General features: G+C 53.4%; 32 protein-coding genes and 1 pseudogene. 8 read left to right on the top strand and 25 right to left on the bottom strand.

The features are described 5' to 3' along the window. Nucleotide 1: 1 nt before the first annotated feature. From ACQ86N_RS06740 to ACQ86N_RS06730, 3 genes are all read right to left on the bottom strand, one after another. The gene (locus ACQ86N_RS06740) at nucleotides 2-3,499 is read right to left on the bottom strand and encodes a TonB-dependent receptor (RefSeq protein WP_431214513.1); all 3,498 of its coding nucleotides are present in this window, start codon (nucleotides 3,497-3,499) and stop codon (nucleotides 2-4) included. Nucleotides 3,500-3,697: 198 nt separating this feature from the next. Beyond that, complete coding sequence (locus tag ACQ86N_RS06735) at nucleotides 3,698-4,294, bottom strand: FecR family protein (RefSeq protein ID WP_431214512.1); 597 nt, start codon at nucleotides 4,292-4,294, stop codon at nucleotides 3,698-3,700. Further along, a complete protein-coding gene (locus tag ACQ86N_RS06730; RefSeq protein ID WP_431214511.1) occupies nucleotides 4,291-4,875 on the bottom strand; it encodes a hypothetical protein in 585 nt (194 codons plus the stop codon). The genes ACQ86N_RS06735 and ACQ86N_RS06730 overlap by 4 nt, the downstream gene beginning before the upstream one ends. A 107-nt stretch (nucleotides 4,876-4,982) precedes the next feature. On the opposite strand from ACQ86N_RS06730, the gene ACQ86N_RS06725 reads away from it, so the two are divergent. After that, nucleotides 4,983-5,525 carry an RNA polymerase sigma factor gene (locus ACQ86N_RS06725; RefSeq protein ID WP_431214510.1) on the top strand — a complete coding sequence of 181 codons (543 nt, stop codon included), beginning with the start codon at nucleotides 4,983-4,985 and terminating at the stop codon, nucleotides 5,523-5,525. Here ACQ86N_RS06725 and ACQ86N_RS06720 read toward each other — a convergent pair. The 3 genes from ACQ86N_RS06720 to ACQ86N_RS06710 all read right to left on the bottom strand — a co-directional run bounded on the left by ACQ86N_RS06720 (nucleotide 5,518) and on the right by ACQ86N_RS06710 (nucleotide 6,925). Next, the gene (locus tag ACQ86N_RS06720) at nucleotides 5,518-6,057 is read right to left on the bottom strand and encodes a hypothetical protein (RefSeq protein WP_431214509.1); all 540 of its coding nucleotides are present in this window, start codon (nucleotides 6,055-6,057) and stop codon (nucleotides 5,518-5,520) included. The genes ACQ86N_RS06725 and ACQ86N_RS06720 overlap by 8 nt on opposite strands. Further along, nucleotides 6,012-6,302 carry a hypothetical protein gene (locus ACQ86N_RS06715; RefSeq protein ID WP_431214508.1) on the bottom strand — a complete coding sequence of 97 codons (291 nt, stop codon included), beginning with the start codon at nucleotides 6,300-6,302 and terminating at the stop codon, nucleotides 6,012-6,014. The genes ACQ86N_RS06720 and ACQ86N_RS06715 overlap by 46 nt, the downstream gene beginning before the upstream one ends. A gap of 62 nt (nucleotides 6,303-6,364) precedes the next feature. Further along, nucleotides 6,365-6,925 carry a Crp/Fnr family transcriptional regulator gene (locus ACQ86N_RS06710; RefSeq protein WP_431214507.1) on the bottom strand — a complete coding sequence of 187 codons (561 nt, stop codon included), beginning with the start codon at nucleotides 6,923-6,925 and terminating at the stop codon, nucleotides 6,365-6,367. 24 nt (nucleotides 6,926-6,949) lie between these two features. On the opposite strand from ACQ86N_RS06710, the gene ACQ86N_RS06705 reads away from it, so the two are divergent. Both ACQ86N_RS06705 and ACQ86N_RS06700 read left to right on the top strand, forming a co-directional pair. Then, nucleotides 6,950-7,210 (top strand): hypothetical protein, encoded by a 261-nt coding sequence (locus tag ACQ86N_RS06705; RefSeq protein WP_431214506.1) that lies wholly within the window; start codon nucleotides 6,950-6,952, stop codon nucleotides 7,208-7,210. 377 nt (nucleotides 7,211-7,587) lie between these two features. Continuing rightward, nucleotides 7,588-7,956, top strand: a complete 369-nt coding sequence (locus ACQ86N_RS06700) for a DoxX family protein (protein ID WP_431214505.1) — start codon at nucleotides 7,588-7,590, stop codon at nucleotides 7,954-7,956. Here the strand turns inward: ACQ86N_RS06700 and ACQ86N_RS06695 are convergent. From ACQ86N_RS06695 to ACQ86N_RS06685, 3 genes are all read right to left on the bottom strand, one after another. Further along, nucleotides 7,951-8,247, bottom strand: a complete 297-nt coding sequence (locus ACQ86N_RS06695; RefSeq protein WP_431214504.1) for an aminotransferase class I/II-fold pyridoxal phosphate-dependent enzyme — start codon at nucleotides 8,245-8,247, stop codon at nucleotides 7,951-7,953. The two genes, ACQ86N_RS06700 and ACQ86N_RS06695, sit on opposite strands and share 6 nt — an antisense overlap. Before the next feature lie 5 nt (nucleotides 8,248-8,252). Continuing rightward, complete coding sequence (locus ACQ86N_RS06690; protein ID WP_431214503.1) at nucleotides 8,253-9,104, bottom strand: PLP-dependent aminotransferase family protein; 852 nt, start codon at nucleotides 9,102-9,104, stop codon at nucleotides 8,253-8,255. 160 nt (nucleotides 9,105-9,264) lie between these two features. Further along, nucleotides 9,265-9,507 carry a GntR family transcriptional regulator gene (locus ACQ86N_RS06685; RefSeq protein ID WP_431214502.1) on the bottom strand — a complete coding sequence of 81 codons (243 nt, stop codon included), beginning with the start codon at nucleotides 9,505-9,507 and terminating at the stop codon, nucleotides 9,265-9,267. An 81-nt stretch (nucleotides 9,508-9,588) separates the two neighbouring features. Between ACQ86N_RS06685 and ACQ86N_RS06680 the strand changes: the two genes are divergently transcribed. Then, on the top strand, nucleotides 9,589-9,987 hold the full coding sequence (locus tag ACQ86N_RS06680) for a GNAT family N-acetyltransferase (protein ID WP_431214501.1): 399 nt from the start codon (nucleotides 9,589-9,591) through the stop codon (nucleotides 9,985-9,987). 133 nt (nucleotides 9,988-10,120) lie between these two features. On the opposite strand, the gene ACQ86N_RS06675 is transcribed toward ACQ86N_RS06680, so the two are convergent. From ACQ86N_RS06675 to ACQ86N_RS06650, 6 genes are all read right to left on the bottom strand, one after another. Continuing rightward, the gene (locus tag ACQ86N_RS06675) at nucleotides 10,121-10,399 is read right to left on the bottom strand and encodes a hypothetical protein (protein WP_431214500.1); all 279 of its coding nucleotides are present in this window, start codon (nucleotides 10,397-10,399) and stop codon (nucleotides 10,121-10,123) included. A 13-nt stretch (nucleotides 10,400-10,412) separates the two neighbouring features. Next, complete coding sequence (locus ACQ86N_RS06670; RefSeq protein ID WP_431214499.1) at nucleotides 10,413-11,165, bottom strand: SDR family oxidoreductase; 753 nt, start codon at nucleotides 11,163-11,165, stop codon at nucleotides 10,413-10,415. A gap of 51 nt (nucleotides 11,166-11,216) precedes the next feature. Further along, complete coding sequence (locus tag ACQ86N_RS06665) at nucleotides 11,217-11,954, bottom strand: SDR family oxidoreductase (protein ID WP_431214498.1); 738 nt, start codon at nucleotides 11,952-11,954, stop codon at nucleotides 11,217-11,219. Nucleotides 11,955-12,083: 129 nt separating this feature from the next. Beyond that, on the bottom strand, nucleotides 12,084-12,839 hold the full coding sequence (locus tag ACQ86N_RS06660; RefSeq protein ID WP_431214497.1) for a helix-turn-helix domain-containing protein: 756 nt from the start codon (nucleotides 12,837-12,839) through the stop codon (nucleotides 12,084-12,086). A 25-nt stretch (nucleotides 12,840-12,864) separates the two neighbouring features. Next, nucleotides 12,865-13,011 carry a hypothetical protein gene (locus ACQ86N_RS06655; RefSeq protein ID WP_431214496.1) on the bottom strand — a complete coding sequence of 49 codons (147 nt, stop codon included), beginning with the start codon at nucleotides 13,009-13,011 and terminating at the stop codon, nucleotides 12,865-12,867. Between the two features lie 15 nt (nucleotides 13,012-13,026). After that, complete coding sequence (locus tag ACQ86N_RS06650) at nucleotides 13,027-13,359, bottom strand: hypothetical protein (protein ID WP_431214495.1); 333 nt, start codon at nucleotides 13,357-13,359, stop codon at nucleotides 13,027-13,029. A gap of 128 nt (nucleotides 13,360-13,487) precedes the next feature. Here ACQ86N_RS06650 and ACQ86N_RS06645 point away from each other — a divergent pair, with 128 nt between their 5' ends. The 3 genes from ACQ86N_RS06645 (at nucleotide 13,488) to ACQ86N_RS06635 (ending at nucleotide 15,577) form a co-directional block, all read left to right on the top strand. Continuing rightward, the gene (locus ACQ86N_RS06645) at nucleotides 13,488-13,970 is read left to right on the top strand and encodes a DUF1348 family protein (protein ID WP_431217298.1); all 483 of its coding nucleotides are present in this window, start codon (nucleotides 13,488-13,490) and stop codon (nucleotides 13,968-13,970) included. Nucleotides 13,971-14,024: 54 nt separating this feature from the next. After that, nucleotides 14,025-14,678, top strand: coding sequence for an alpha/beta fold hydrolase (locus tag ACQ86N_RS06640; protein WP_431214494.1), 654 nt, complete (start codon nucleotides 14,025-14,027; stop codon nucleotides 14,676-14,678). A gap of 440 nt (nucleotides 14,679-15,118) precedes the next feature. Continuing rightward, on the top strand, nucleotides 15,119-15,577 hold the full coding sequence (locus tag ACQ86N_RS06635) for a hypothetical protein (protein ID WP_431214493.1): 459 nt from the start codon (nucleotides 15,119-15,121) through the stop codon (nucleotides 15,575-15,577). A gap of 51 nt (nucleotides 15,578-15,628) precedes the next feature. Here ACQ86N_RS06635 and ACQ86N_RS06630 read toward each other — a convergent pair whose 3' ends face one another. Continuing rightward, a complete protein-coding gene (locus tag ACQ86N_RS06630) occupies nucleotides 15,629-16,108 on the bottom strand; it encodes a nucleoside deaminase (protein WP_431214492.1) in 480 nt (159 codons plus the stop codon). Nucleotides 16,109-16,429: 321 nt separating this feature from the next. Between ACQ86N_RS06630 and ACQ86N_RS06625 the strand changes: the two are divergent. Then, nucleotides 16,430-18,060 (top strand): annotated as a pseudogene (locus ACQ86N_RS06625) (DUF6377 domain-containing protein). A 39-nt stretch (nucleotides 18,061-18,099) separates the two neighbouring features. Here the strand turns inward: ACQ86N_RS06625 and ACQ86N_RS06620 are convergent. The 9 genes from ACQ86N_RS06620 to ACQ86N_RS06580 all read right to left on the bottom strand — a co-directional run bounded on the left by ACQ86N_RS06620 (nucleotide 18,100) and on the right by ACQ86N_RS06580 (nucleotide 25,237). Next, nucleotides 18,100-18,474 carry a glycoside hydrolase family 97 C-terminal domain-containing protein gene (locus ACQ86N_RS06620; RefSeq protein WP_431214491.1) on the bottom strand — a complete coding sequence of 125 codons (375 nt, stop codon included), beginning with the start codon at nucleotides 18,472-18,474 and terminating at the stop codon, nucleotides 18,100-18,102. Continuing rightward, nucleotides 18,443-18,769 carry a glycoside hydrolase family 97 catalytic domain-containing protein gene (locus ACQ86N_RS06615; RefSeq protein ID WP_431214490.1) on the bottom strand — a complete coding sequence of 109 codons (327 nt, stop codon included), beginning with the start codon at nucleotides 18,767-18,769 and terminating at the stop codon, nucleotides 18,443-18,445. The genes ACQ86N_RS06620 and ACQ86N_RS06615 overlap by 32 nt, the downstream gene beginning before the upstream one ends. Beyond that, nucleotides 18,702-19,880: a glycoside hydrolase family 97 N-terminal domain-containing protein gene (locus ACQ86N_RS06610; protein WP_431214489.1), complete on the bottom strand. Its 1,179-nt coding sequence runs from the start codon at nucleotides 19,878-19,880 to the stop codon at nucleotides 18,702-18,704. Before ACQ86N_RS06610 ends, ACQ86N_RS06615 begins: the two co-directional genes overlap by 68 nt. Continuing rightward, nucleotides 19,814-20,116: a hypothetical protein gene (locus ACQ86N_RS06605; protein WP_431214488.1), complete on the bottom strand. Its 303-nt coding sequence runs from the start codon at nucleotides 20,114-20,116 to the stop codon at nucleotides 19,814-19,816. The genes ACQ86N_RS06610 and ACQ86N_RS06605 overlap by 67 nt, the downstream gene beginning before the upstream one ends. A 127-nt stretch (nucleotides 20,117-20,243) precedes the next feature. Continuing rightward, nucleotides 20,244-21,305, bottom strand: a complete 1,062-nt coding sequence (locus tag ACQ86N_RS06600) for a RagB/SusD family nutrient uptake outer membrane protein (protein ID WP_431214487.1) — start codon at nucleotides 21,303-21,305, stop codon at nucleotides 20,244-20,246. Then, nucleotides 21,239-21,994: a RagB/SusD family nutrient uptake outer membrane protein gene (locus tag ACQ86N_RS06595; RefSeq protein ID WP_431214486.1), complete on the bottom strand. Its 756-nt coding sequence runs from the start codon at nucleotides 21,992-21,994 to the stop codon at nucleotides 21,239-21,241. The genes ACQ86N_RS06600 and ACQ86N_RS06595 overlap by 67 nt, the downstream gene beginning before the upstream one ends. Before the next feature lie 105 nt (nucleotides 21,995-22,099). Then, nucleotides 22,100-24,547, bottom strand: coding sequence for a SusC/RagA family TonB-linked outer membrane protein (locus tag ACQ86N_RS06590; RefSeq protein WP_431214485.1), 2,448 nt, complete (start codon nucleotides 24,545-24,547; stop codon nucleotides 22,100-22,102). Continuing rightward, nucleotides 24,544-24,846 (bottom strand): TonB-dependent receptor plug domain-containing protein, encoded by a 303-nt coding sequence (locus ACQ86N_RS06585; protein WP_431214484.1) that lies wholly within the window; start codon nucleotides 24,844-24,846, stop codon nucleotides 24,544-24,546. The genes ACQ86N_RS06590 and ACQ86N_RS06585 overlap by 4 nt, the downstream gene beginning before the upstream one ends. Continuing rightward, on the bottom strand, nucleotides 24,788-25,237 hold the full coding sequence (locus tag ACQ86N_RS06580) for a carboxypeptidase regulatory-like domain-containing protein (RefSeq protein ID WP_431217297.1): 450 nt from the start codon (nucleotides 25,235-25,237) through the stop codon (nucleotides 24,788-24,790). The genes ACQ86N_RS06585 and ACQ86N_RS06580 overlap by 59 nt, the downstream gene beginning before the upstream one ends. Between the last annotated feature and the right edge of the window lie 163 nt (nucleotides 25,238-25,400).

The following is a 25,400-nucleotide window of genomic DNA, read 5'->3' as shown; positions in this document are numbered from 1 at the left end:
TTTAAAATTTAAGACTTACGCCTACAAGATATTGTCTGCTGTTGGGATAGGACCCCTCATCGATCCCGAACTCCGTTACACCCTTTCCGGTGATCTCCGGATCAAGACCCGAATACTTCGTGACTGTAAAGATATTCGTGACTTGTAAGTAAAAACGCAGACTCTGCACGCCCGCCTTCCTGATGAGGTCCTTAGGCAGACTATAGCCAAGCATCGCATTCTTCGCCCGGAAATACGACCCGCTCTCGATATAATAGCTGTTGGGAGCCCCGTTGGTGCTGGCATAGCCGGCATTCTCCTGGATCGGCGCTTTGGCATTCGTATGGCTGGGTGTCCAGCTGTCGTACAGCGCCGTATGACTCTTTCCGCCGCCGAACGAAGGATAGAAATCCGTCCACCACCTCACCTGGTTCCAGATCTGGTTGCCCGATACTCCGTAGAAAAAGATGGAGAGATCGAAATTCTTATACGCCGCCCCTAAATTGATGCCGTAGTTGTAACTCGGATTGGGATTACCGAGGAAAGTGCGGTCCGCATCCGTGATCTGACCATCTCCATCCACATCGGCGTACCTGAAACGGCCGACGCCCTCATCCGTCTGATATATCGCCGTAGGATCACTCTTCGACTGCTGTGCTGCGGCATCCGCCTTCGCGATATCGTCCGCGGTATTCCAAAAACCGTTGATCTTGTACCCGTAGAACGAACCGACCGGATGACCCACCTGGTTACGAATGAACTTCTGACCGAAGTTCCTTCCATCTCCCGACAGGAAATAATTGGTGCTCTGCGTCACCTGCGTGACCTTATTATTGAACGAAGTAAAGGTCAGCGTCGTGCTTAGACGGAGGTCCCGGCCGAAGGTCTTCTTGCCGCTGATCGAAAAGTCGATACCATGATTCCGCATCGCCGCCACGTTCTGATAGGGCACGATCCCCGAACCATATGTCCCTGGCAGCGTCGGGTTGTACAAAAGATCGCGGATAGCCTTTATATAATAGTCCGCTGTAACATCGATCGCACCCTTGAAAAGCGTCGCGTCAAATCCGATATTCGTATTGACGTCGCTCTCCCACTTTGCATCCGGATTCCCGATCTGACCGATCGCAAAACCCTCCACTACCGAGTTATTGGTGCCCCCGATATCGTAATAGGAATTAGCCTTGCTCCCCTTGAAAGTGTAGTAGGCATTATCCGCACCCAGGTTGATCTGGTTCCCCATGATACCCCATCCCCCGCGGATCTTCAGATCGGTCAGCCAGGGAATATCTTCCATGAATTTCTCCTGCGAAATTCTCCACGCCGCCGAGAACGCCGGAAATACGCCATAAGGATGGTTCATGAACTTCGACGAACCGTCCCTTCTGACCGTCGCACTAACAAGATATTTATCCTTATACCCATAGTCCACCCGGCCGAACTGCGACCAGAGCCCATATCCGACCCGGCCGCTGTTGGCCGTTATGCTGCCCGAAGCATCCGACAACGTTACATAGTTGGGATCGAAAGAGAAATATCCAAATCCGGTAGCGCCAAGCCGCTGCGACTCCTCGTCATAGCTTTCCACACCACCCAGCACCTTGATATCGTGATCGCCGGCGACTACAGTATGATAGGTCAGCGTATTACTCCAGGTCCAGTCGTACCCGGAATAGGAAGCCTCCGAATAAGAGTTCGTCAGCGTGTTCTCCTTGTTCTCATACGTCGGATAGGAAAAACTATGGGAATACCCGCTGTAGTCCTCGCCGCCGAAAGAGGTCCTCAGCGTAAAATGCTTCAGGACGTCGACCTCCGCATAGACATTGCCAAACAGACGCCGGTCAAGGCTCCTGTCATTGGACGTCCGCTCCTGCGTCGCCACCGGATTGGGCGAATCCCCAAGATCGGCGCCGGAACTCGTGCCGCCATAGTTGCCCTTTATATCGTGTACCGGAATGATCGGCTGGTCCCGGAACGTATAGGCAATAGCCCCGTAAGCCTGCAATGGCTCCACCCTGGGGTTCCGCGAAATGCTGTAGGATATATTCTCACCTACGCGGATGTCTTTGGAAATACTATAGCCGGTATTCGACCGGATCACATATTTCTTTAGATAAGTATTGACGATCGCACCCTGCTGGTTGAAATAATTGAACGAGAAAAGATACCGGGCATTATCCGTTGCTCCGCTTACGCTGAGATTCTGGTTGGTCATCGGCGCACTCCGCGTGATCTCCCTGAACCAGTCTGTCCCCGTCTTGTTCGCCTTCGTTATCTGATAGAAATTATTCGGATCGTTGGGATCGGTATAGTTCGGGTTGACAAAATACAGCGAGGGGTCTACTGACGCATCACCTTCATGGGCCCCGGCCGGATTGATATAGTCCGGCAACACCGGATCAGGCCCGCCCCCATACAGAACATCGGCAGCGGAAGGAGTCACCGGCGTACCCGAATTGGCCAGCGCCTCGAACTTCAGCTTGGCCATATCCAGCGGACTCAGCGTATTCCAGACATTGTTTCTCCTGACCGTCTGGAATCCTGTGTAGGAATCATAGGAGACCACCGGCTTGCCGTTCTTCCCCTTCTTGGTCGTCAGGATAATAACTCCGTTCGCCGCTCTCGATCCGTAAATAGACGCCGAACCGGCATCCTTGAGTATCTGCACCGACGCGATATCATTGGGGTTGAGATCGGAAATATTCAGCGTAGGAACCCCATCCACTACGAACAGCGGAGTATTGTCACCAAAGGTATTGATACCCCGTATCCGCACCTGCGGCTGCTCTCCGGGCTGCCCGCTGCCGATGATCGTCACGCCCGGAGCCTGCCCCTGCAGCTGGCTGGTGATCTGATTGGTCGGCTGCTTATTCATATCGTCCACATTCACTACGGATACCGCGCCGGTAAGGTCCTTCTTTTTTGTCGACCCATAGCCCACCGCCACAACCTCCACATCGCTCAGCTGCCTGTTTGCCAGCGTCAGGGAGAAGTTATAGCTGCTCTTCCCCCTCAGTATCGTGACCTTTTCGGTATTATAGCCGATATACGAGATCAGGAGAATATCTCCTGGCGAGGCACTGATACTGAACCTTCCGTCAGCATCCGTCTCGGTCCCGCCACTCTTACCCTCGATGCGGACGCTGGCCTTGTTTACCGGCTGCCCCGTCTCGTCGATGACCCGGCCGGATATCGTCTCAAAGGCGGGACTGACGGCCACCTCCGCCTCCGCCTTCTTTACTACGATACTCTTGTCGACAATGGAAAAGCTCAGCGAACGCCCGCGAAAACAGATGTCAAGCACCTCCTGCAGCGGGACATCCCGTACAAAAAGACTCACCTTGTCTCCCGGTGAAACCCATTCACTGCGATAAAAGAAATTGTATCCGGTCTGATAGTGGATCTCCCGGAAAACTTTCTCCAGCGGAATATTTCTGCCGGAAAGAGTTACTGTCTGCGCGACACCCGAAGCGCTCGCCTGGGTCATGCACGCCAAAAGCAGAATAGAGGTAATTCGCATGTAAAGGAAGATCTTTTTCAATGCAAAGCTCCGCCTCGGCGAAACTTTGCAATCAGCAGTTAATTGCATAGTTTTGTTCACTTTGGGTCCGCCCGGATGACCCCGGTCAGACGGGTTGAGAAATAAAAACAGTCTTTCCCAGACTTTTATTCAGCAAGACCCATATTCGCCGGAAGTGCTTCGACCCACTTCCGGTTTTTAATTGGGCATGATGACGATCTTTTGGCCTGCAACCCTGAAATGCACGCCTCCAAATTCAAGTAGCTTCAGCACCGTCGAAACCGACGTATTCCGGCTGATCATACCGCTGAAATGCCCCGCCGGCCTGACACCTTCGTAGACGACATCCACATCATACCAGCGGCTTATCTGCCGCATGACCGTTCCGATATCAAGCCGGTTGAAATTGAATACTCCGTTTTTCCACGCCAGGGCCTCGTCGAGGTCCGCATCCGGCTCAAGCCGCAACGCCTTCCCGTTGCCTTCAGACACCGCCTGCTGCCCCGGCTTCAGCACCAGCCGACGGCCCGCCGCCTCCACCCGCACCACTCCCTCTGCAAGAGTCGTCTTTATGACGGGCTCATCGTCATATCCATTGATATTGAACGCCGTCCCCAGAACCTCCACCCTGACCCCATTGATGTTTACAAAAAAAGGACACCCGGCCTTTTTGGCGACCTGAAAATACGCCTCCCCGGTCAGTTCCACCGTCCGGTCTTTACCCGTAAATGTTGTGGGATATACCAGCGACGACGAGGCATTCAGCCATACCTTGCTTCCATCGGCAAGATTCACCTGGTATTGGCCCCCCGGGGCGTTGTGATGGTATTGAATACTTCCTTCCCCTCCCTTCCAAGAGCACGATAACTAAGCGCTCCGCCATTCCCGGCCTTCCTGATTTCCGCCCCTCCGTCATCGGCGATATTCCCGGCTTTTGCATCATCCAGTTGAATGGCCTCTCCACTCGCCAGCGTCAGCGTCGCCTTATTCCGGCCCGGTGGGATATCGTAAACACTGTCCCTCCGCTGCTGGGCTACTGCCTTTACAGGTTCCTTCTGCCTAAAAAGAAGACTGGTCCCCCAGACCACAGACAGCAACACCGCCGCCGCCAGTCCCCACTTCAATAGTACAGGAATAAGACCCCTGCCATGGCCCTCCCCGTATATCGTCGCCAGCACCCTGCCTGCGCTTTCTTCATCCATATCCCCCTCATCCCCACCCCGGGTGGCAGTATCTTCCAGCGCGGCCCGGATAAGTCCCCGGGCCTCCTCCTCATTCTCAGATAATTGCAGCAGACCGAGCAGTTCTTTCCGCTCCTCCTCTGTGGCTCCCTCCCCCATACACCGCTCCATCAGTTGCTCGATTCGGCTCTTCATGATTGAAATCTGGTATTTATACCATAATAGACGCAGGAAAAACTAATTCGGGGGTACGGCATTCGAAAATTTTTTTTAATTTCATAACATACCGAACCAGAACTACTTTGCAGGAAAAGATCGCTCACGAAAAAGAGCTGCTTTGTAAAATAGCGGTAGGCGACCAACACGCTTTCGGGCTGCTGTTCAGGTCCCATCGCAAGACTATTTATCTGACCGCCCTCCGCCTGACCCAGTCCGCCGCCATCTCGGAAGAGATCGTACAGGACGTCTTTCTGAAGGTCTGGCTCAAACGAACATCCCTGCCCCGGATAGAACAGTTCAACGCCTGGCTTTTCACCATCGCCCAGAACACCATCTATAGCGCATTGAGAAAAATCTGCAGGGAGGCCACCTTTCAGCGCAGTATAGACGCAATCCCCCAACCCTCCGAAGACCCAAATCCAGGATACGAACAACTCCTCGAAGAAGCCGTCAACCACCTTCCCTCCAAACAAAAGAACACCTATATCCTGATAAAAAAAGAAGGACTGAAAAGACAACAGGCCGCCACCATCCTAAACGTCTCCTCCGAAACGGTCAAGTCGAACCTGGACGAGGCCATCCGCAATATAAAGGCCTACTGCACGGCCAAAAGACAGGCTACCTGACCCTCCTCCTGTACATCACCACAAAATACACCGTCGACACCCCCGCCGCCAGATGCTTCAACACATGCCCGCTAACCCCAGTCATTCGATAAACCTCCCAGTCCTTCCACTCCAAAACCTTCGCCACCGCATACCAAACTACCACCCACACCAACGGCCGAACCGTCCCCCTGCTCCGCCGGCTTCCCTCCATAACCGTACTCTCCGCCCCGGCGATCCCACCCCTGGCCCGATATAGCCACAGGATCACCGGGATTATCACCATCGGATAGAACTGAACCCAGTAATACAACCTCAGATCCCCAAACCCCCACTCCTCCGTAAAGCTCCACAACCAAACACTCCCCACACCAACCAAAACCAACGGAACCAGCAACCCCACCCCCAGCCGCAGATTCACAAACTCCGCCACTACTATGGATAATAACGCCATGAATACGATCGTCATCGGCATCCGATCCCAAACGAGGCGGCCATTATCCGGCCTCAGATGATACCAGGCCGAACCCACACCCGTAAGCGCCACACCCATAAAAAGAACCCCATACAACAGGACAACACGGCTATAGCCCCCTTTCTCAAACCAACCAATCCCACCCCTCCTGCGATCAGGAACAAAAGATTACTGAGCACATTCGCCCCATTCACCACCCCGAAAAATTTGCCCCCACCCGCAAAATGATGAAACACGGGAGGCTGCGCAATCGGACGCAATAATGCTACAGCAAGCACCGACACGACCGTCAGCCCCGCCAACAAACAATACTTATAATTCATTGGATTACCTTATTTAGCTGACGCCAAATAAGAAAAAGACCACGGAAAAAATTTGACCTAAGTCAGATTTTCCGCGACAACCTGCTCAGCGTTTCCAGATTGATGCCCAGATAGGAGGCAATATCCTTCCGCGGGATCCTCACGGTATTCGCCCCGAACAACTCCTGAAAATATCTATACTTTTCCCTCGCGGACAGCCTCCGCAATACATAATTCCGCTCTTCACTGCGGATATAATACTCCGTTATCAGTTTTCTGCCCACAATATTGAATTCCGGAAAATCCCTGTATACCGCCTCCAGCTCATCAAACGAAATATACCAAACCTCCGTCTCCTCCACCGCCTGGATGAACTCATAACTCTTCTGCCTCCTGAAAAAACTCTCGACCGATATCATAAACCCGCCTTCCAGCAATAACCCCGAACAAATTTCCACGCCGTCATTTAAATAATAGATCCGCACCAATCCCCTTTCGACAAAATAGATCTTATCGCAAACCTGCCCCTCCTTCAGCAGGAACTCCTTCCTCCCAAAAATCTTCGGCTTTAATATCGAATCAAGCCGCTCCCTGAGGCCGGCCGACACCGGAACGATACCCTCGATAAAATCATGGACCATCATAGAATAAAATTTATTTTTGCTCCCGTGACCTCCTTCTTCTCCTATATAAAAAACTTTACCCGCCTGTCAGAAACGGCCGAAGCCGCCCTGGCCTCCGCCCTCGAACGCCTCGACCTCCCCAAAGGTCACCATCTCCTCCGCCACTGGCTCGGTCTGTCACTATCTCTGGTTCATCGAAAAAGGCCTCACAAGAACCTTTTACATCAAAGAAGGAAAAGACGTCACGGACTGGATCAGCACCGAGAACAGCATCGCGGTCTCCATCATCAGCTTCCTTACACGTAACGCGGACAGACGAGGCATCCAGCTCCTCGAGGACTCCACCCTCTGGGCGCTCTCTTACACCAGCCTCGAAAGGCTATACCTGGAACACCCCGGCATCGACCGCCTGGGAAGGCTATTCCTCAGCCAGGGTATCATACAACTGCAACAACGCTTTGACGACCTGCATTTTGCCACCGCCCACGACCGCTATCAGCAGCTCATCACTACCAATCCTACACTGCTCAACAGAGTGCCCCTCGGGATGATCGCCTCCTGGCTCGGCATGACACAGGAAACACTCAGCCGCATCCGCGCTCAATCCTAAACCCCGTTTTTGATATATATCAAAGGAAATCCCTTCGTCCCGTTAGAGCTTTGTGGCAGAAAAACGCACAGTCATGAATACCATACTTTGGATAACGCAAAGCATCCTCGCCGCCACTTTCTTCTATTCCGGTCTCTGCAAAACCACACTCCCGGAACAACGACTGATCGCCCGCGGTCAGACAGGCGTCGTCGGCCTCCGGCAGGCAAAGATCCGCATCATCGGCGCCAGCGAAATAGCAGGCTCGATCGGGATCATCCTGCCATGGGCACTAAACATCCTTCCCTTTCTTACCATAGCGAGCGCCGCCTGTTTCGCACTGGTCATGCTCCTGGCTGCACCCATCCACTACCGCCTCGGAGAACCGAAGAACGTCGCGGTGAACATGACACTGCTCCTGCTCTCCCTGTTCGTTATCCTCGGACGCAGCCGCATATTATAAACATTTCTTCAATATTTGAATGGCTTCGTCCATCTCCTCTTCACTCAGCGACGCAAATCCCATCCTGATCGCATTATAGTCTTTATTATGCGTATTATATGCCTGGCCGTCGCTCATATACAACCCCATCTTCAGCGCCTTTGCAGCGAGCTCCTTCACCGGAGCCCGCTTGCTGAAACGGGCCCATATCGCCATCCCGCCCGAAGGCTTGCGATAGTCGATGATACCCCCCAGATGCCCATCGATCAGCTGGCACAGACGATCCCTCCGTCCCTCATAGACCCTGTTCACCTTTTTCAGGTGCCGTCCCACATCCCGTTCCGGATCAGCTCGGCCAGCGCATCCTCCATATGATTATCTCCGCGCAGTTCGATTAGCCGCCGCAGATAGACTCCCTCGAGAATGAACGCCTCCGGACCGACCATGAACCCCACCCGGATCGAACTCGACAATGATTTGGAAAACGAACCGATATAAACCACGCGGTTGTTGTGACCGCTGGCGGCCAGCGGCAGATAGGGAGAGGACGAATAATGAAAATCGTAATCATAGTCGTCTTCCACAATGGCGAAATTATATTTCTCCGCGATCTCCAGCAGGCGCATCCTCCGCTCGGGACTCAGCGTCACCGTAGTCGGATGGTGATGATGCGGTACAAGATAAAGCATCCGCACGATCTTCCCCCTGCACAACCGCTCGACGGCATCCACGTCGATCCCATATTCATCCACCGGCGCCCGCAGCAAATTGGCTCCCATGTTCTCGAATACCTGCGTCGCTACATAATACCCCGGCTCTCCCACGACCACCGCATCTCCCGGCCGCAACAACAGCTGCGCCGCGATATAAATGCTCATCTGCGCTCCATGCGTGATCAGTATATTGGGCACAGACGCCTGCATCCCTCTCGTATCGGCAAGATAGCCCACCATCGCCTCCCGCATCCGCGGCGACCCGGCCGTCATGGTCGCATACACCTGCTGCCGCCCGCCCCTGTTGTTCAACCTCGCCCGATACTCCCGCCCCAGTAATTCCAGCGGAGCAAGCCGGCTGTCGGGATGCCCGTCGTCGATGATCAGACGCGGTGGAACCGTCAGCGCCGGCAGCCGCATATTGCCCTTACCAACCACATAAAAAGGCGCGGCCATCTCCCTCGAAAAAGCATTCCCCTTGCCGGTCCCCCGATCCTCATCCCAATCCCCTGTCGTCCCATCCTCATCCCATTCTCCCGTCTTCCCCCCTTAGCCCATTTCCCGCTCCTCCCATACTTAGCCCACTTCCCTGGCCTCACCTCCGGAAGCTCCCGCGTTACATGAAACCCTTCCGCGCAACCGCCTCTATCCAACCCTGCGCGGACAGCTCGTCAAACGCCGCGACCACCGTCTTTCGGTGAACCCCCAGAATACCCGCAAGCTCACGCGTCCCCGGCAAGGAATAACCGGGCTTCAGCACCCCGCTGCGGATATGCTGGATCATGGAATTCGCCACTTGCAGATAGACGGCGGGCGCCGCGCCCCTGTCGATAGGAAGAAGTTTGTCGAATGGAAGCATGCTGGACTACTTGATATATTAGATCTGGGCCATAAAGGTAGTCCTATCCCACCGTATTTTTGGAATATAAAATCGCCGCTTATGAATATCACGTACAAAACAGACCAGCTCCCCGACACCGCTTCCATCATCGACCTCTATGCAAGTTCAGGCCTCTCCCGCCCCATCGACGACTCGGGTAGAATAGAGTCCATGTACTATCACTCCAATCTCGTCATCTCCGCCTGGGACGGTCCGCTCCTGGTCGGAGTATCCCGGGCACTGACCGACTTTCACTATTGTTGTTATCTGTCAGACCTGGCCGTTAGAAAGGAATACCAGAAGGCCGGCATCGGCAAACAGCTGGTCGGGCTCACAAAAGAGGCTATCGGAGACCGTTGCATGCTCCTCCTACTGGCGGCGCCCTCCGCAATGGACTACTACCCCAGGATAGGAATGGACACCGTAAACAATGGATTTATTATCAAACGCGCAAAATAGCTGCCTTTACGCATATCGCACTCCCTGTCGGAGCGAAGAAGAGACCAAACGCGAGGAAAACAATCTCAGTAGGCCGCTTGCGAAACTTCCAGCCGCCGGATCTTCCCGCCATCCAGTACAAATAAGAACCTAATCAGAAAATCCCCCACTGTGCAGTATGATAACTCCCAAACACGGACAACCCCGCATCCTCCGTCCCGTCAATACGGGTAAACCATTCCCGCCCGACCGATTTCTCGATAAACTCCGCAGCGGTCATCGCATTTCCGTGATCGTACAAGACCGCATTCCTGACGAACAGGGAAAGCCAGATCCTTACTTCTCCGCGTTGCAAGGCGTCTATGGCTTTCCTCACCGTCGGGTTAATATTCAGCTTGCCCGATATCGGGGCGGGTGATCCTCCCTTCTCCATCTAATGTCAGGAATTAGTTGGTTGCTCCGCCATTGACCAGCAGGTGCTGACCACTCACAAAAGACGACAGATTGCTGGCAAAGAATTCCGCCGCATTCGCCACGTCCTCTACCTCCGCCAGACGGCCCATCGGACAGCTGTCCAGCAGCTGTTTGCGCAGCCGGGGATAAGCAGTCGGGTCTACAAAGATCCCGGCGTGGTCTACGGCAAATGGAATGATCGAATTGACCGTGACACCACGATGACCTATTTCCTTGGACAATACGTCTACCATATAACGGGGCGTCGTCTTGCTCCCGCCGTAAACCGCCATACCCGGGACAGGGAAGGACGTCGTGCTGCTGGCGATATAGATGATGCGGCCATTGTCAGCGACATATTTCGCCGCCTGCTGCATGGTGAAGTACGAACCCTTCGCGTTAATGGTAAATACCCTGTCGAACTGCTCTTCCGTGAAATCCACTACCGGCGTTTCGACCATCTCGACCCCCGCATTGGCAACGACGATGTCGACTTTTCCAAAAGCCTTTAGCGCTTCATTGAACAGGTTTTGAATATCCAATACCTTGCTCACATCACCCTGGATGGCCACTACCTTGACACCTTTCTTACTGATAATGCTTGCTGTCTCTTCCGCTGCTGCCTTATCCCTTGAAAAATTCAGTACGATATCCGCGCCCATCTCAGCATACCGTTCTGCGATTGCTTTCCCAAGTCCCCTTGCGGAACCGGTGATCAGGGCAACTTTCCCTTTCAGACTGTTCATGACTGATTTTTTTAAGATTGTTATAGTAATGATTGATTGAGCAGGTACATCCTAAGCAAATGCGCCATTGATGCCGATATTCTGTCCGCTGATCCACCTGGCCTCATCCGATGCGAGAAACACGACTACAGGCGCAATATCTTCCGGCTCACCGATCCGGTTAAAAGCCGACATCGCAGCAAGACGGTCGATCACTTCCTGGGGCTTTCCGTGCGTGAACAGAGGGGTATTGACAGGCCCGGGACTGACGGTATTGACCCTGATCCCACGTCCGATCTCCTTGGCGGCGATCTTCGACATCGTCTCAACGGCGGATTTTGTAGCCGCATAAGCCGCATAGGTAGGCACCATCAACCGGTTGTTGCTGGTGGAGAAATTGATGACGGTTCCATTATTGGCCAGTTTCGCGGTAGCCTCCCGAAGAATATAGTAGGTACCGTTGATATTGGACTCGAACTGTGCTTCTACATCCTCGTCCGTCGTATCCTTGATCAGCTTGGTGATCATGATACCCGCCGTATTCACCACCACGTCGATCTTGCCGAACTTCGCGATGGAGTCATCGAATAATTTCTTTACCTCGGAAGACTTGCGGACATCGGCCTGCAGTATGATAGCCTCGCCGCCACCCTTGACGATCTCATCAGCCAGCTGTTGAGCGGGATCTTTCCGGCCTGCATAGTGAACCACGATCTGTGCCCCCGCCTTCGCAAACTCACGGGTTAATTCAGAACCGATACCACCGGATGCCCCGGTTATCAAAACTGTTTTTCCTTTTAACGTGCTCATTGTGTTATGTTTTAATTTGATAACACAAAGCTACGCTGGCGATACCCCGACTTAATTACAAGGATTATAGGAAGAGATGTAAAATTTAAAGATTGCCGCCTTCAACGGCGTCCTCCCCGGCCCCAGGACCTATACCCTCACCGCCTGCTTTCTGTAGTCAGCCGGCGAACTTTCCGTATACTTCTTAAAATAGTTGCTAAAATGCGTGGACTCGGCAAACCCCAACACGTAAGCGATTTCCTTTATCGACAGCGCCGACTGCTGTAACAACGACTTGGCCTCCGCTATCGTCTTCTCCGTGATCCAGGAAGTGATGGATTTCCCCGTCTTACTCTTGATGACATTATTTAAATAGCTCGGATGGAGGCTCTGTAAGACCGCATAGTCATGCGCCCTGTACACCCTGTCGGCCTTCCCGTTCACCAGATCCCGGTAGTGCGACTCCAGATCCTTCTTAAAGGACCTGACGATCTGAGAGCTCCTGTTGCCCTCCGAAATAGGGTTGTAATCCAGCCAGAAATATTCCTTTATCTTGAGCAGCAGGACCACAAAAAGACCGGCGATGATCTTCTTCTTAAAGACCGAATCCAGCTGGTACTCCTTATAGATCTGCAGATACAACTGCTCGAACTCCGCAAACACCGCGGGCTCCAGCACCTTCGGATGCACCGTCTCCGCCAGCAGGAAAGGGAATTCCGCAAAAATATCCTGGTGTACATTCTCCTTGAGATACTGTTCCGTAAAAGTGATCAGGTATACTTCCTCCATCCTCGTCCATTCAAAGGATTTCTGATGACCGGGATTGGTGAAATAGATGGTGCCGGGAACAGACTCGAAACTCAGGTCATCCGTCGAATACCTGCCGTTCGCATCCTTGACGAACAAAAAGGAAAAATAATTGGGGCGGTAACTATGAGACTTGAATGGCAGCTTCCGGATGGAGGTCCTTTAGATTGTTGATGGTAAAATCCGAGGCAGGATCGATGCCCTCCACAGGCAGCCCCAGCTTGTAGTATGTATCATACAGGTTCTTGTAAAATACGATAGGCTTGCCCATACCCGATTGATTTGATTATCTTCCACGAGCCGTTTCAGCGCCTCGGTGACCGGGTGTAAGATACGCTTTTCCTTCTTCCAGCACAAACAACAACCGCAGCAGCAACAGCTTTTCCAGCTCGGCAGCCCCTGCCCCGTCAGTCGCACTCAACTCTCTCAACTCATCCAGCAGTCCTCCTATCCGCGACCTCAGTTCTCCCGCAATCTCCCACTCCCCATTTCCCCCGGACAGAAACGCAAACCGCTCGATATACACCGGGTCCCACGAGAAGCTTTTAAAAAACTCCCCGGACAAACTAACACAGCAACGCTCACCATTCTCCCGAACGTAAAAAAGCCGGACTACCATAATGCAAAGCTACCCCCTGCCACCCCCAAAATACGGCACACTCCATCCATTTTATGGCACAGATTACCTACCCTCCGCCACTTGGCCATCACCTTCCCCTGCCGTCGATCAGTATTTAATACCAGAGAATAAATAAAAGACACCATCCCAGGACAACCTGGTCGGTCTACCTTTACGCAACAAATCATAACAATGTCAAATACAGAACAAAAACCACCCTTCCCCCTTTCACCCGCGAGACCGCCATCCAAAAAGTACAAATGGCCGAAGATGCATGGAATACAAAAGACCCCGGAAAAGTTTCGCTGGCTTACACCGCTGACACCGAATGGCGCAACCGATCGGAATTCCTCAACGGCCGAAAGGAGGTCGTCGAATTTCTCACCCGCAAATGGCAGAAAGAACTGGGCTACCGGCTAAAAAAAGAACTATGGGCGTTCTCTGACAACCGCATCGCCGTCCGCTTCGAATACGAATACCACGACAAGGACGGACAGTGGTACCGCGCCTACGGCAACGAGAACTGGGAATTCGATCCCAACGGCCTCATGAAAAAACGATACGCCAGCATCAACGACCTCCCCATTAAGGAGTCCGAACGCCGGCTCTGACAGGGCCAATCCAATAAATCGGCGTAAATTCGTAGCGGCAATAATCGCTATCAATTGAAAGTCTACTTTATCCCAGGCATCGGCGCCGACTATCGCCTTTTCACCCACATCCGGCTACCCGAAGGATACACTCCTTCCTGGGTCCACTGGATCGATCCCATCGAAAACGAACGCCTGGAGGCATATGCCTTTCGTCTCACCGAACAGATCGATACCAGCGAACCCTTTATTCTCGTGGGACTATCCCTCGGCGGAATGATGGCCGTCGAGATCGCCAAACGGATCCGGCCCGTCTGCACCATCATTATTAGCAGCATTCCCGTCACCGACCACCTTCCCGGCTACTTCCGGTTAGCAGGCCGCCTCGGCATGGGCAAACTCATCTCCCCATCCTTTCTTAAAGCAGCCAGCTCGGCCAAACACGCACTCACCATGCGCCCCGCATCCAACCGCCAACTCATGTTCGACATCATCCGCGACGGCGACGACCGCTTCATCCGCTGGGCCATCAACGCCGTACTGGAATGGGACAACAGGGAAATACCACAACCCTTCTATCATATCCACGGCACCCGCGACGAGATCTTCCCCATCGGCCTCACCTCCCCCACCCATATCGTCGAAAAGGGCGACCACATGTTCGTCGTAAGCCAACCCGAAAAAGTCAACCACTTCCTGAAAGAGATCATCCTCGCCACCCATCCCTAGAACCACCTACCCCCTTACTCCGGGCCTCCCGCCGGGCCCAGACCCCACCCGCTCCACCCGTCCCAAAAACCACCTCCCTTCCCCAGGGCCCACTCCACCCACCACTGAAACCATCCATCCTTCCCCCGCCATCCCCCATTTCCGAACACTCCACTTGTCAAAATCGTACGGTCTCCATCCCCCGGAAAATCATAACCAACTGATAATCAGCTATAAGATTTTATGGCACCCCGCTGGCATCCCTCTAATCAACCCGCCGGAGCTACCAAATCCCTCCCAACGGCCACTCAAATGAAACAACAAATTACAGCTCATCCAGCAAAAATAACCGTTCAACCGGCTAATATGCCATTCAAGGTAATATGTATTGCATAGTACCTTCCATGTACCTTATCTTTGTTATGCAAACAATCACCAAACAACCAATAAAATTAAAGTATATGAAACGTTCAGCTCACAAAATCGCCCTTTCAATAGCCCTGCTCCTCACCATAGGTGTTATGAGCAGCTTCGCTAACACCTCACCTTCTGACAAGTCAGACGTCATCAAGGCCTCCTTCCAGAAGGACTTCCAGAAAGCCGAGATCATCGGCCTGGAAACTACCACCAGCTATAACAAGCTGACCTTTAAAATGAATGACATGGTCCTTTACGCCTTCTATTCAGACAACGGCGACCTCCTGGCCGTAACCCGTAACATCAAGTCCAGCCAGCTGCCGATCCAGCTGCTCCTCGACCTGAAAAGGGACTTCGCCAAATACTGGATCACCGACCTGTTCGAATTCAACGGCGACGGCGTCAATAGCTACTATGTAACAGTGGAAAACGCCGACTCCTCCATCACGCTCCGCGCAAACAGCTCCGAAAACTGGCAGTTCTATAGCAAAAGAAGCAAATAACCCAACCGAAAGCCGCCTATAAACGATTCCCCCGCAAGGGGGAATCGGCTTTTAATACAACCTCTTATTCCCCTTCTCCTTCCACAACAGGAATACATCCCCGCTTTCATCCATTACACCGTGTATGAAAGGTATTCGCCTGTCCTCATCCGGCAGACCGATCTCGGCATAGATGAACGCATCGTCAAACCCCGCCTCCGCCGCCTCGAACCGCGAAGCCGCATAAACCACCCGGTCCGGCCTCGCCCAATACAACGCTCCCAGACACATCGGACACGGCTCACAGGATGTATAAACGTCGCAACCGCTCAGCTGATAATCACCCAACCGGCGACACGCATCCCGGATCGCCATCACCTCCGCATGCGCAGTCGGATCATTCGTCGAGGTCACCCCATTACACCCTTTTCCCACCACCTCTCCGTCCTTAACAATTACACAACCAAACGGGCCACCCTGCCCCTCTTCCACACCCTGCTTCGCCAGCTCGATGGCCATTCGCAGATAGACCTTATCTTTTTCCGTAATCATACTGTAAAAATACACTTTTGAGAAATTACCACCCCCACTGAGGATTATCCTCTACACCAGGCCACACAAAAACCGCAATTTCCCGCTTTGACAAATGTGGAATCTAATTTGATATACTTATCATGGCTTTTAATAGGATATTGGATTTTAGCAACGGCCTGGATTTCTATCTGGGCTTCTTTTTACCCCTACCTCATCGCTCAGGCATCACCGGTCCCCCCAAATTCAACCGATTTAATACCCTCCCTTCCCTGCACTATAACTGCAGAATTTACCCGATACATCCACGAAAAAAATGTCTAATTTGGCCATCCATTGCCAATGATTATGAGACAGATCCTAACCGGGTTTTTACTCCTTGCCCTATCCCCGGCCTGGTGCCAGAACACCCAGTCAACCATCAGCAACCTCCTGCACCAGCTCAACCTGACCGTCGAAGCCACCCCCGCTACGACGCCGCGAAAAGAACCACCATCCACCAGCTATGGTACAGCGCCGCCGCCGCCCGCAGCGACAACGAAAACTTCGACGCCATCCTCAGGCTCTTTCAGGAATACAAGGTCTTTAACTATGACTCCGCTTTCAGCTACGCCAGCCAGCTCCAGGAAACAGCCCTCCCGCCTCGGCGACCCCAACCGTATCACCTACGCCCGTCTAAAGCTCGGCTTCTGCCTCCTGTCCTCCGGCATGTTCAAAGAGACGCACGACTGCCTCAGCCAGATCGACATTCACAGCGCCCCGGACAGCCTCCAGGCCGAATACTACGCACTCATGGGCCGCTACTATTACGACCTCGGCGATTTCGACAACGATCGCTATAACACCCCCGCCTACACTAAGAAGGGCAATGCATACATGGACTCTGCCCTCCGCCTCTATCCGCAGGGCACCTTCTCCGGTAATTACTACAAAGGACTAAAAGAAATCAAATCGGGCCGCCCCGCCGAAGCCCTGGCAGAATTCGCAGAGCTGCTCAAACGCCCCGACCTCTCCCTTCACCAGCTCGCCATCACTACCTCCACCCTCAGCGACATCTACATCACCAGCGGACAGACCGACTCCGCCATCATACTGCTCATCCGCGCCGCCATCGCCGACATCCAGTCCTCCACTAAAGAAACATCCGCCATCTTCAACCTGGCCCAGCTGCTCTATAAAAGAGGAGACGTCCGCAACGCCTCCTCCTACATCGAAATAGCCATCCGCGACGCAACATTCTACGGCGCCCGCCAACGGAAAGTACAGGTCAGCGCCATCCTCCCGCTCATCGAAGGCGAAAAGATCAGCCGGGTGGAAGAGCAAAAGAGCGTACTCCTCACATGGTCCGTCATCGCCACCATCCTCCTGCTGGTAGTCATCACCCTCGTCGTCGTGATCCTTCGCCAGGTCCGCCGGCTCAAGGCCGCCCAACGCACCATCACGGAGGCTCACATAAAAGAACAGGCCATCAACCAACGGCTGGTGGAGACCAACAGCAAGCTCTCCGAAGCCAATAAGATCAAGGAAGAATACATCGGCTACTTCTTCAACGCCGACTCCGAATTTTTTGCCAGAATCGAGAAATTCAAAAAATCCCTCGAGCAAAAGATCGCCTACCGGAAATGGGACGACGTCATCACCATCGTCAACAATACCAACCTCAAAAAGAAAAGGAAGACCTCCTTCAAAATTTTGACAAGGTCTTCCTCAAACTATTTCCGGACTTCATCCAGCGCTTCAACGACCTCTTCCGCGAAGAAGACCGCATCCAGCTAAAAGACAACGAATTTCTCAACACGGACCTCCGGATCTTCGCCCTCATCCGGATGGGCATCCACGAGAACGAAAAAATAGCCCGCATCCTCGAATACTCCGTCAATACCATCAACACCTACAAAACCCGCATCAGAAACAAATCCATCGTCCCCAACGAAGAGTTCGAACAACGCATCATGGAGATCAAAACGGTGTGATACTAACCGCCGCCCCACCACCCGGCGCTAACCGGATCTTTAAAAAGAGCCACTATCCACCGTCAGCGTCTCGATGACATACGCCTCCGGATTCTCTTTCCAGTCTGCACCCGCCGCGTCTTTATATACCGTAGCCTTATACCTCTTCCCCGGGTCCAGGAACGAAAGACCCACATTCACCACCCGCGCACGCTCGTCCGTGATCGCCCCCATATACCAGCCGTCCGCCCCCTTCCCCTTCCTCACTATCGTCACATAATCCCCCGGCTCCGCCTCCAGTATCTTCGTATCATCCCAGTCCACCGGCACGTCTTTGATGAACTGAAAGGCATCCATATGCGCCGCATAGTTCTCCGGCAGATCGGCCGCCATCTGCAGCGGACTATACATAGTCACATACAACGCCAGCTGCACTGGCCAGCGTCGAATGCATCTGCCTCCCAGCCACATTCGTATAATTCCGCAGCTTGAATATCCCCGGCGTATAATCCATCGGTCCACCCATCAGCCTTGTAAACGGTAAAATGGTCTCGTGTTCCGGCGGACTCCCGTTGCTGAACGCATTGTATTCATTCCCCCTGCCCGCCTCACAGGCCATCCAGTTGGGCCAGGTCCGCTGCAGACCCGTAGGCCGCACCGGCTCATGCGCATCCAGCATCACCCCATACTGAGCAGCCTTCTTCGCCACCCGGACATAATGATCCACCATCCACTTGCCCGTCGTGATGCTCTCCCCTCGGAATGATCTTCCCGACATATCCCGTCTTTACAGAATGGTATCCCCAGGCCGTCATATACCGGAACGCCGTATCCATCTGCCGCTCATAGCCGGTGGCCGATCCCGACGTCTCGTTGTGCATGATCATCTGCACCCCCTTCGCGGCAGCATAAGCCGACACCTCCCGCATATCAAAATCCGGATAAGGACTCACAAAATCAAATACATTCTCCTTCCAGTTGCCAAACCAATCCTCCCACCCCACATTCCATCCCTCCACCAGCACCCCACCCAGATGATTGGCCGCAGCAAAATCGATATACCGCTTCACATTCGCCGTATTCGCCCCATGCCGCCCACTGGCCACGAGTGGAAGACTGTCGGCATTATTTGAATACGACCACGTGCTCTTCCCCGTCTGCATCTCCCACCAAACTCCGACAAATTTCATCGGATGTATCCAACCCGTATTTCCAATAACACAAGGCTCATTCAGATTCAGTATCATCTTCGACGCCAGAATATCCGCCGCCTTATCACTCACGATCACCGTCCTCCACGGCGTAGCGAACGGCGCATGCAGATACGCCTTATTCCCCACAGCATCCGGCACAAGCGCCGACTCCAGCACAAAAGACTTCCGGTCCACATGCAGCTGCATCGCCGGGTACCCCACCAGCGCCGCCTCATGAATATTTACATACAACCCATCCGCACTCTTCATCATCAGCGGCGTCTGCACCGACTGCGGATCCGGCGCCACCCGCACGGCTATATCCGCCGAAGACGCCACCATCGCAGAATTATCTACCCGACTCAACGCCGACACCGTATAAAGATATTCGTTGGTATCATAGTCTCCCGGTATCCAGAAGGCCTTGTGGTCGCCAGCCATCGCCAGCTGCGTCCGCTCATCCTCCACCACAAAATATTTCAGCTCCGGCTGCACGGGAAATACATACCTGAACCCAACCCCATCTTCAAATACCCTGAAAATAATATCCAGCAGACGATCCTCCTTTCTTAGATGTACGGTCAGTTCCTCATAACGGTTACGAATAGTAGCCACCTCACCCCACACCGGCTTCCAGCTCTCATCCACAGACCGCCGGTCCACCCCCTTCCAGCTAAACCCCCTGTAAAAAGGGAATCCTCCTTCAGCACAAATCCCATCCGCGAGGGCAACACCACCGCCTTGTCCCCAAAATTCACCGAATACACCGGCGTCCCCTCCCTATCCAGCGCAACCACCAACTTCACCCTCCCCATCTGAACCGTCTCCTGTCCGTTCACCAAATAAGTTCCAAGCAATAAGCAAAAACAAGCAATAAGCCTCATACATTTTCTCTTAAAATTTGCCGGGACCAAAGGCCCCGGCCATCAAATCTAATATCCAGGGTTCTGTTGCCCCCCGATCTTCGAATTGGCGTTTACTTCCTGCAGCGGTATCGGCCACGCATACGACTTATCCGGAAAACTCAGCGTACTGGTAGCCATATTCCCCACATAAAATGCAGCCTCCGATTTTCCGAGATGCCACCGGCGAGACATCCACCCACCAATGCCCCTCATTGAATAGCTCGGCCCACCGCTCATAATACAGCGGATTATTCCCCAGCACCGGGTCATTCGCCGCTGCCGCCGGCGTCGCACTGGTCAGCGTCGCATAGTCTACACCCGAAGTCGCAGCGACCGGCAGATCATAAGCCCTGCGATGTACCATGTTGATATATTTCAACCCCTCGGCCGAAGCGCCGCTGTTGATACAGGCCTCGGCATACAACAAATATACATCCGCAAGCCGCAACAGATAAATATTCGCCCCGTCAGCCTGTCCGCCTGGAACATTGTTCACATTACAATAAACAGGCGCATACTTCCTGAAACTCCATTTATAAACACCGGGATCGGGCGCGCCCGCGGGCCGCGAAACAGGCACAAACCCGGCCACAGGTATCGTCCCCGGCACATAGCCAGCCGCCGGACTGCTGATCGCCGAATCCACCCACGGCTGCAGCGCATTGACGAAAAGACGCGGATCACAGGTCTTGTTCGCCCTTACCGCCAGCGAACTGGCGCGATACACCGGATCCATGATCTTCGCCGGATTCGACGGCGACGCCTTCTGCGACGGATCATACACGGGATTGGCCACCAGCGTATACGGCGGCAATGGGAACCCAAATCGAAGCACATTCTTGTCGTGTACCACCTCGTTGCCATAACCCAGCGCAATAGCGTCATCCTCCTTGCCATCAGTCCCCAGTATCCACGGCGACCAGATCAGCCCGTTGATGCTCGTCGAGTTCGGAGCTCCGCCGTACACCCCGTAGTTGCCATTGGCAGAATAGTCGATATTCAGCTCGAACAGCGACTCCTCATTGAATTCATTCGCGCTGATCCCGGTAAAAGCATCCCGGTATTTCGAAAAAGACATCAGCGACTTGCCGCTGTTATTGATCACGTCCAAAAGCACCGTCCTGGCATTCGCATAGTCCTTCGTAAATACGTATGCCTTGCCCAGCAATCCCTTCGCCGCCCACTCGCTCGCACGCCCCCGCTCGGTCCCGGCCCACACCGGCCATGCAGCAGCCCCGAAGCCTGGGTCAGATCGCTCTCGATCAGCGCCCATACGTCTTTGATAGGCGCACGCGCCACCTGCGACGCAGCCAGCGAAGTGCTGAGCAAAGTGTCGATAGGAACCCCCAGACCACTCCCTCCGCCGGGCACGTTGTCCTGACCGAACAGGGTCTCCAGCTGGATATAATAATAGGCCCGCAGCACATAAGCCTGCCCCTTTATCAGATTCACGGTCTTGTCATCTCCCGCGTGCGCATACTTAACCATATATTCATTCGAAGCCTGCAGCACCGTATTAGCATTTTTGATACCGGCATAACAGACCTGCCATACCCCCAGCGCATAAGAGTTCGAAACGGAAAAATCCGTCTTGCACATCTCCACCCACCCGGCATCGTATCCGCCGTCATCCGCCGCATGAGTACAATTGGCCATCGCCTTTGGCAGCAGATTGAACCCCAACATATTGGCGTCCCTCATCGAAGAATACGCCGTCGCCAGCACACTGTTCAACCCGTCGATACTGTTCGGGTAATTCGCCGTTGAATAAAGATTAGGAGGCACTACGGACCTGGGATCCTTCGAACAACCCGCCGCCAGGACCACCGCAAAAACAAAAAAGATTACATTCTTCATATTAAATTCTTTGCTGCCGAATGGCAATTCCAACCTTAGCCATTCGGCAAAAATTTGATAATATATTGGCCTTCGGCCGATGGACCCGTGGTCCATTTGGATTCTTTAAAAATTCAAATCAATACCGGCCGAGTAAATACGATTCTGTGGATACTGCGACACCGCATCCAACCCACGCGTCGTCACACCCACGGAATTTCCAACGTACCCGCTGAGATTCGCATGCGAGAACGCACTGCCGACCTCGGGATCGAGACCGGAATATTTGGTGATCGCAAACAGATTGTTGGCCATCACAAATATGCGCGCACTCCTGATCTTCAGCCTGTCCAATACTCCCGAAGGCAGGCTGTACCCGACCTGAAGATTCTTCAGCTTTATATAGCCGCCGCTCTCCACAAAATAGCTGTTCACCTTCGTGTAATTTCCGTTGGGGTCATAGCTGAACGTCCCGTCAGGCTTGACAATACCCATCCGCGGTTGCCCGGTAATTCCGTTGCTTCCAAAATAAGAGTCGCCCAGCGCCTTTGTCGTTACGTTGGCATCGCTGACAAAAGGATACTGCTCATAGGCCTTCACCCCGTTGAACAGGTCCACACCCGCTACGCCGTTGAAGAGTAGCGCCGCATCGAACCCCTTGTAGTTTAGCCGGATATCGATCCCATACACGAGCCTGGGATTGGGATTGCCGATCACCTGCTGGTCGGCAGAGCTGAGCGACGTGCCGTTCTTCGGATCATGTGCAAAAATTAAGTCCCCCGCGTGTGCATTCGGCTGCGCACTCGCCGCGGCCTCGGCATCGGTCTTGAACATCCCCACAACCTTATAGCCATAAAAAGAACCGAAAGGCAGTCCGTTCTTTGTGATCGTTATCGGCTGATTGGCCATCACGCCATACCCTTCGTTGCCGTTATTGTAGTAGTTGTAGCCGTCGTACAACGCATCTGTGGCGATCCCGTCCAGATTGGTCACCTTATTGGTATTGAATCCCGCTGTAGCGCTTATATCATAACCCAGGTCCCCAGTCTTGTCCTTATACCCCAGCAACACGTCCAGCCCCTTGCTGCTGACACTGCCGATATTGGTAAAGAACGGAGCCGAATAGCCCGAATTGGGTGGCAGCGGCAACGCATACAGCATGTCCTTCGTCGTCTTGTTATACCACTCGACGCTGAAATAGACTTTACCCTTCAGCAGCTCTCCGTCGAGCCCGATATTGGTCTCCCTGACCGACTCCCAGTGCAGATTAGAGTTGGGAATGGTATTGATGGATGAGCCGATATAAAGAGGGGCACCGGGCGCGAAATTGGCGGCATTCACCGAAGTATTGTTAAATCCGGCGACCCCTGAATAGGGCCCATAGAACGCAGCAAAGGTATAAGGCGGCACATTGCTGTTCCCCAGCGTGCCGTAACTTCCGCGCAGCTTCAGCTGATTGACGACGGGCAGCAGCGATCCGAAAAAGTCCTCATTACTGATATTCCAGCCCGCCGACGCGGCAGTGAAGGTTCCTCGCTGCTTGTTCGGCCCAAACACCGTAAAGTTCGCATCCTGCCTGATCGACCCCGACAAATAATAGCGTCCGTCATAGCTGTAGTTCACCCTCCCGAACTCCGACTTGATCAGACTGTTCGGGTCATAGCTGCCGTTGGCGGTAGTCGCCGACTGCGAGGTCGTAACGATCGAAAAATCCGGCAATCCGTTCGCAGACACAGTCGAAGCCAGATTATTGTATTTTGTCGATATCTCTTCATAACCGGCTACCGCGGTCACATGATGCTTCCCGAACTCCTGATCATAGGTCAGCACAAAATTGCTCAGCAATTGCCCGTTCTGGTTATACATCTTGTTCAGCGCGTTCGTGGAGTTGACAACGGCCCCGAAATTGAACGGCGCCTGATAATAATCCTGCGTTTCCTGATAATAGGAATAGCCGAGCGTCGTCCTGAAATTGAGATGTAGCGGCAACTTTATCTCACCATAGACATTCCCCTGGAAATTATTCTGTACATCCACCGCATCGGCGGACCAGGCGGCTCCTACCGGATTCGGCGCCCCGAACTGTATCCCGTAACCCGGCGGAACGGTCCCCCAGCTGCCATCCCCGCTCTTGATAGGGATCACCGGCGAGGTCCGGAAAGCCGCGTTGTGCAACTGAGCCTCGTCACCCACCAACGGCGCCGTCTTGCGCTGCGAAAAGGCGATCTGTTCGCCTATCTTGAATATATTTCCCAGCTTGTAATCGGTGTTGATACGCGCCCCGCCGATATTGGAATAATTGCGGATGAATATACCCTTCTGCGCATTGTAAAATCCGGATAAGAGATAGTTCACCGCCGGCGTTGCCCCCGAGACAGAAAGGTTGTAGTTCTGCTCATAGGCATTGCCGTAAAGAGCATGGACCCAGTCTGTATTCGACAACGTATCCGTATGCGCGGCATTCTTGAAATACGAAGGATTGATGACATTTTCCAGCTTGATATAGTCCGCCTTACCCAAAAGATCATCCACCAGCAGGGGTTTGGTGATGCCATACCTCACATTGAAATTCACCGTAGGCTTGCCCCTGCGCCCCTCCTGGTCGTGATCAGGATCACGCCCCCGGCAGCCGCCGAACCATAGATGGCCGCCGCACTCGCATCCTTCAGAATATCTACCGTCGCAATGTCCTGGATATTGATATTGTCTCCCGGGACACGCACCCCGTCGACAATGTATAACGGAGCCGGCTGGTGCAGCGACGAAAGCCCCCGGATGATGATCGTCGGCGTCGAAGACCCCGGCTGCCCCGAGTTATTGATGACCTCCACACCTGCCGCCCGTCCCTGCAATGCCGCAGTGATACTGGTCACAGGCTGATCCTTTAGGACCGAACCCTTCACCGAAGAGACCGCCCCCGTCACATCCTTTCGCTTCTGCGTTCCATACCCCACAACCACCAGCTTCGTCCATGGAGGAGTGCCCAGCCTGAAGACCGATCCGAAGATCGGCTCCACCCCGCAGCGCAACCTCCTGCGTTTCGAATCCCACATACGACACCACCAGTGCCGTAGCATTAACCGGAACAGAAAGACTAAATCTACCGGCAGCATCCGAACTGACCCCTGAACTGCTACCCCCCTTAACCCGCACAGTCGCCCCCGTTAACGGAACACCCTTATCATCCAATACCGTTCCCGTCACGGTTTTATTCTGAGCCCTCGCAAATGGATAAAGAAAAAGAAGGAAAATGCATAGCAGCATTCCACGCAGTATCGCGCCCGGCAATCGTTGTTTGCTCATAAACAGTTTTTGCACCAAAGAAAAAAGGCCGGGCAGCCAGGCGCAATTTATATTCGCGAAGTATAGGAAATATTGGCAAAAATCGTCCGATTTTACAAATTAAAAACCTAATAATCAACCAGCT

Source organism: Puia sp. P3, assembly GCF_050632245.1.
Lineage (GTDB): Bacteria > Bacteroidota > Bacteroidia > Chitinophagales > Chitinophagaceae > Puia.
The sequence above is the reverse complement of the archived record's forward strand: the minus strand, read 5'-3'. Positions and strand labels throughout refer to the sequence as shown.

What these genes read in the sequence shown, in the direction of transcription:
- ACQ86N_RS06650 (WP_431214495.1), bottom strand. Translation starts at nt 13,359, where the DNA reads ATGGTAGTCCGGCTTTTTTACGTTCGGGAGAATGGTGAGCGTTGCTGT.
- ACQ86N_RS06685 (WP_431214502.1), bottom strand. Translation starts at nt 9,507, where the DNA reads ATGCTTCCATTCGACAAACTTCTTCCTATCGACAGGGGCGCGGCGCCC.
- ACQ86N_RS06700 (WP_431214505.1), top strand. Translation starts at nt 7,588, where the DNA reads ATGAATACCATACTTTGGATAACGCAAAGCATCCTCGCCGCCACTTTC.
- ACQ86N_RS06580 (WP_431217297.1), bottom strand. Translation starts at nt 25,237, where the DNA reads ATGCTGCTATGCATTTTCCTTCTTTTTCTTTATCCATTTGCGAGGGCT.
- ACQ86N_RS06730 (WP_431214511.1), bottom strand. Translation starts at nt 4,875, where the DNA reads ATGAAGAGCCGAATCGAGCAACTGATGGAGCGGTGTATGGGGGAGGGA.
- ACQ86N_RS06690 (WP_431214503.1), bottom strand. Translation starts at nt 9,104, where the DNA reads ATGGCCGCGCCTTTTTATGTGGTTGGTAAGGGCAATATGCGGCTGCCG.
- ACQ86N_RS06710 (WP_431214507.1), bottom strand. Translation starts at nt 6,925, where the DNA reads ATGATGGTCCATGATTTTATCGAGGGTATCGTTCCGGTGTCGGCCGGC.
- ACQ86N_RS06655 (WP_431214496.1), bottom strand. Translation starts at nt 13,011, where the DNA reads ATGGGCAAGCCTATCGTATTTTACAAGAACCTGTATGATACATACTAC.
- ACQ86N_RS06605 (WP_431214488.1), bottom strand. Translation starts at nt 20,116, where the DNA reads ATGAGGCTTATTGCTTGTTTTTGCTTATTGCTTGGAACTTATTTGGTG.
- ACQ86N_RS06635 (WP_431214493.1), top strand. Translation starts at nt 15,119, where the DNA reads ATGAAACGTTCAGCTCACAAAATCGCCCTTTCAATAGCCCTGCTCCTC.
- ACQ86N_RS06675 (WP_431214500.1), bottom strand. Translation starts at nt 10,399, where the DNA reads ATGGAGAAGGGAGGATCACCCGCCCCGATATCGGGCAAGCTGAATATT.
- ACQ86N_RS06595 (WP_431214486.1), bottom strand. Translation starts at nt 21,994, where the DNA reads ATGAAGAATGTAATCTTTTTTGTTTTTGCGGTGGTCCTGGCGGCGGGT.
- ACQ86N_RS06670 (WP_431214499.1), bottom strand. Translation starts at nt 11,165, where the DNA reads ATGAACAGTCTGAAAGGGAAAGTTGCCCTGATCACCGGTTCCGCAAGG.
- ACQ86N_RS06680 (WP_431214501.1), top strand. Translation starts at nt 9,589, where the DNA reads ATGAATATCACGTACAAAACAGACCAGCTCCCCGACACCGCTTCCATC.
- ACQ86N_RS06665 (WP_431214498.1), bottom strand. Translation starts at nt 11,954, where the DNA reads ATGAGCACGTTAAAAGGAAAAACAGTTTTGATAACCGGGGCATCCGGT.
- ACQ86N_RS06720 (WP_431214509.1), bottom strand. Translation starts at nt 6,057, where the DNA reads ATGGGTGTGGCGCTTACGGGTGTGGGTTCGGCCTGGTATCATCTGAGG.
- ACQ86N_RS06715 (WP_431214508.1), bottom strand. Translation starts at nt 6,302, where the DNA reads ATGAATTATAAGTATTGTTTGTTGGCGGGGCTGACGGTCGTGTCGGTG.
- ACQ86N_RS06615 (WP_431214490.1), bottom strand. Translation starts at nt 18,769, where the DNA reads ATGGTGGATCATTATGTCCGGGTGGCGAAGAAGGCTGCTCAGTATGGG.
- ACQ86N_RS06630 (WP_431214492.1), bottom strand. Translation starts at nt 16,108, where the DNA reads ATGATTACGGAAAAAGATAAGGTCTATCTGCGAATGGCCATCGAGCTG.
- ACQ86N_RS06740 (WP_431214513.1), bottom strand. Translation starts at nt 3,499, where the DNA reads ATGCGAATTACCTCTATTCTGCTTTTGGCGTGCATGACCCAGGCGAGC.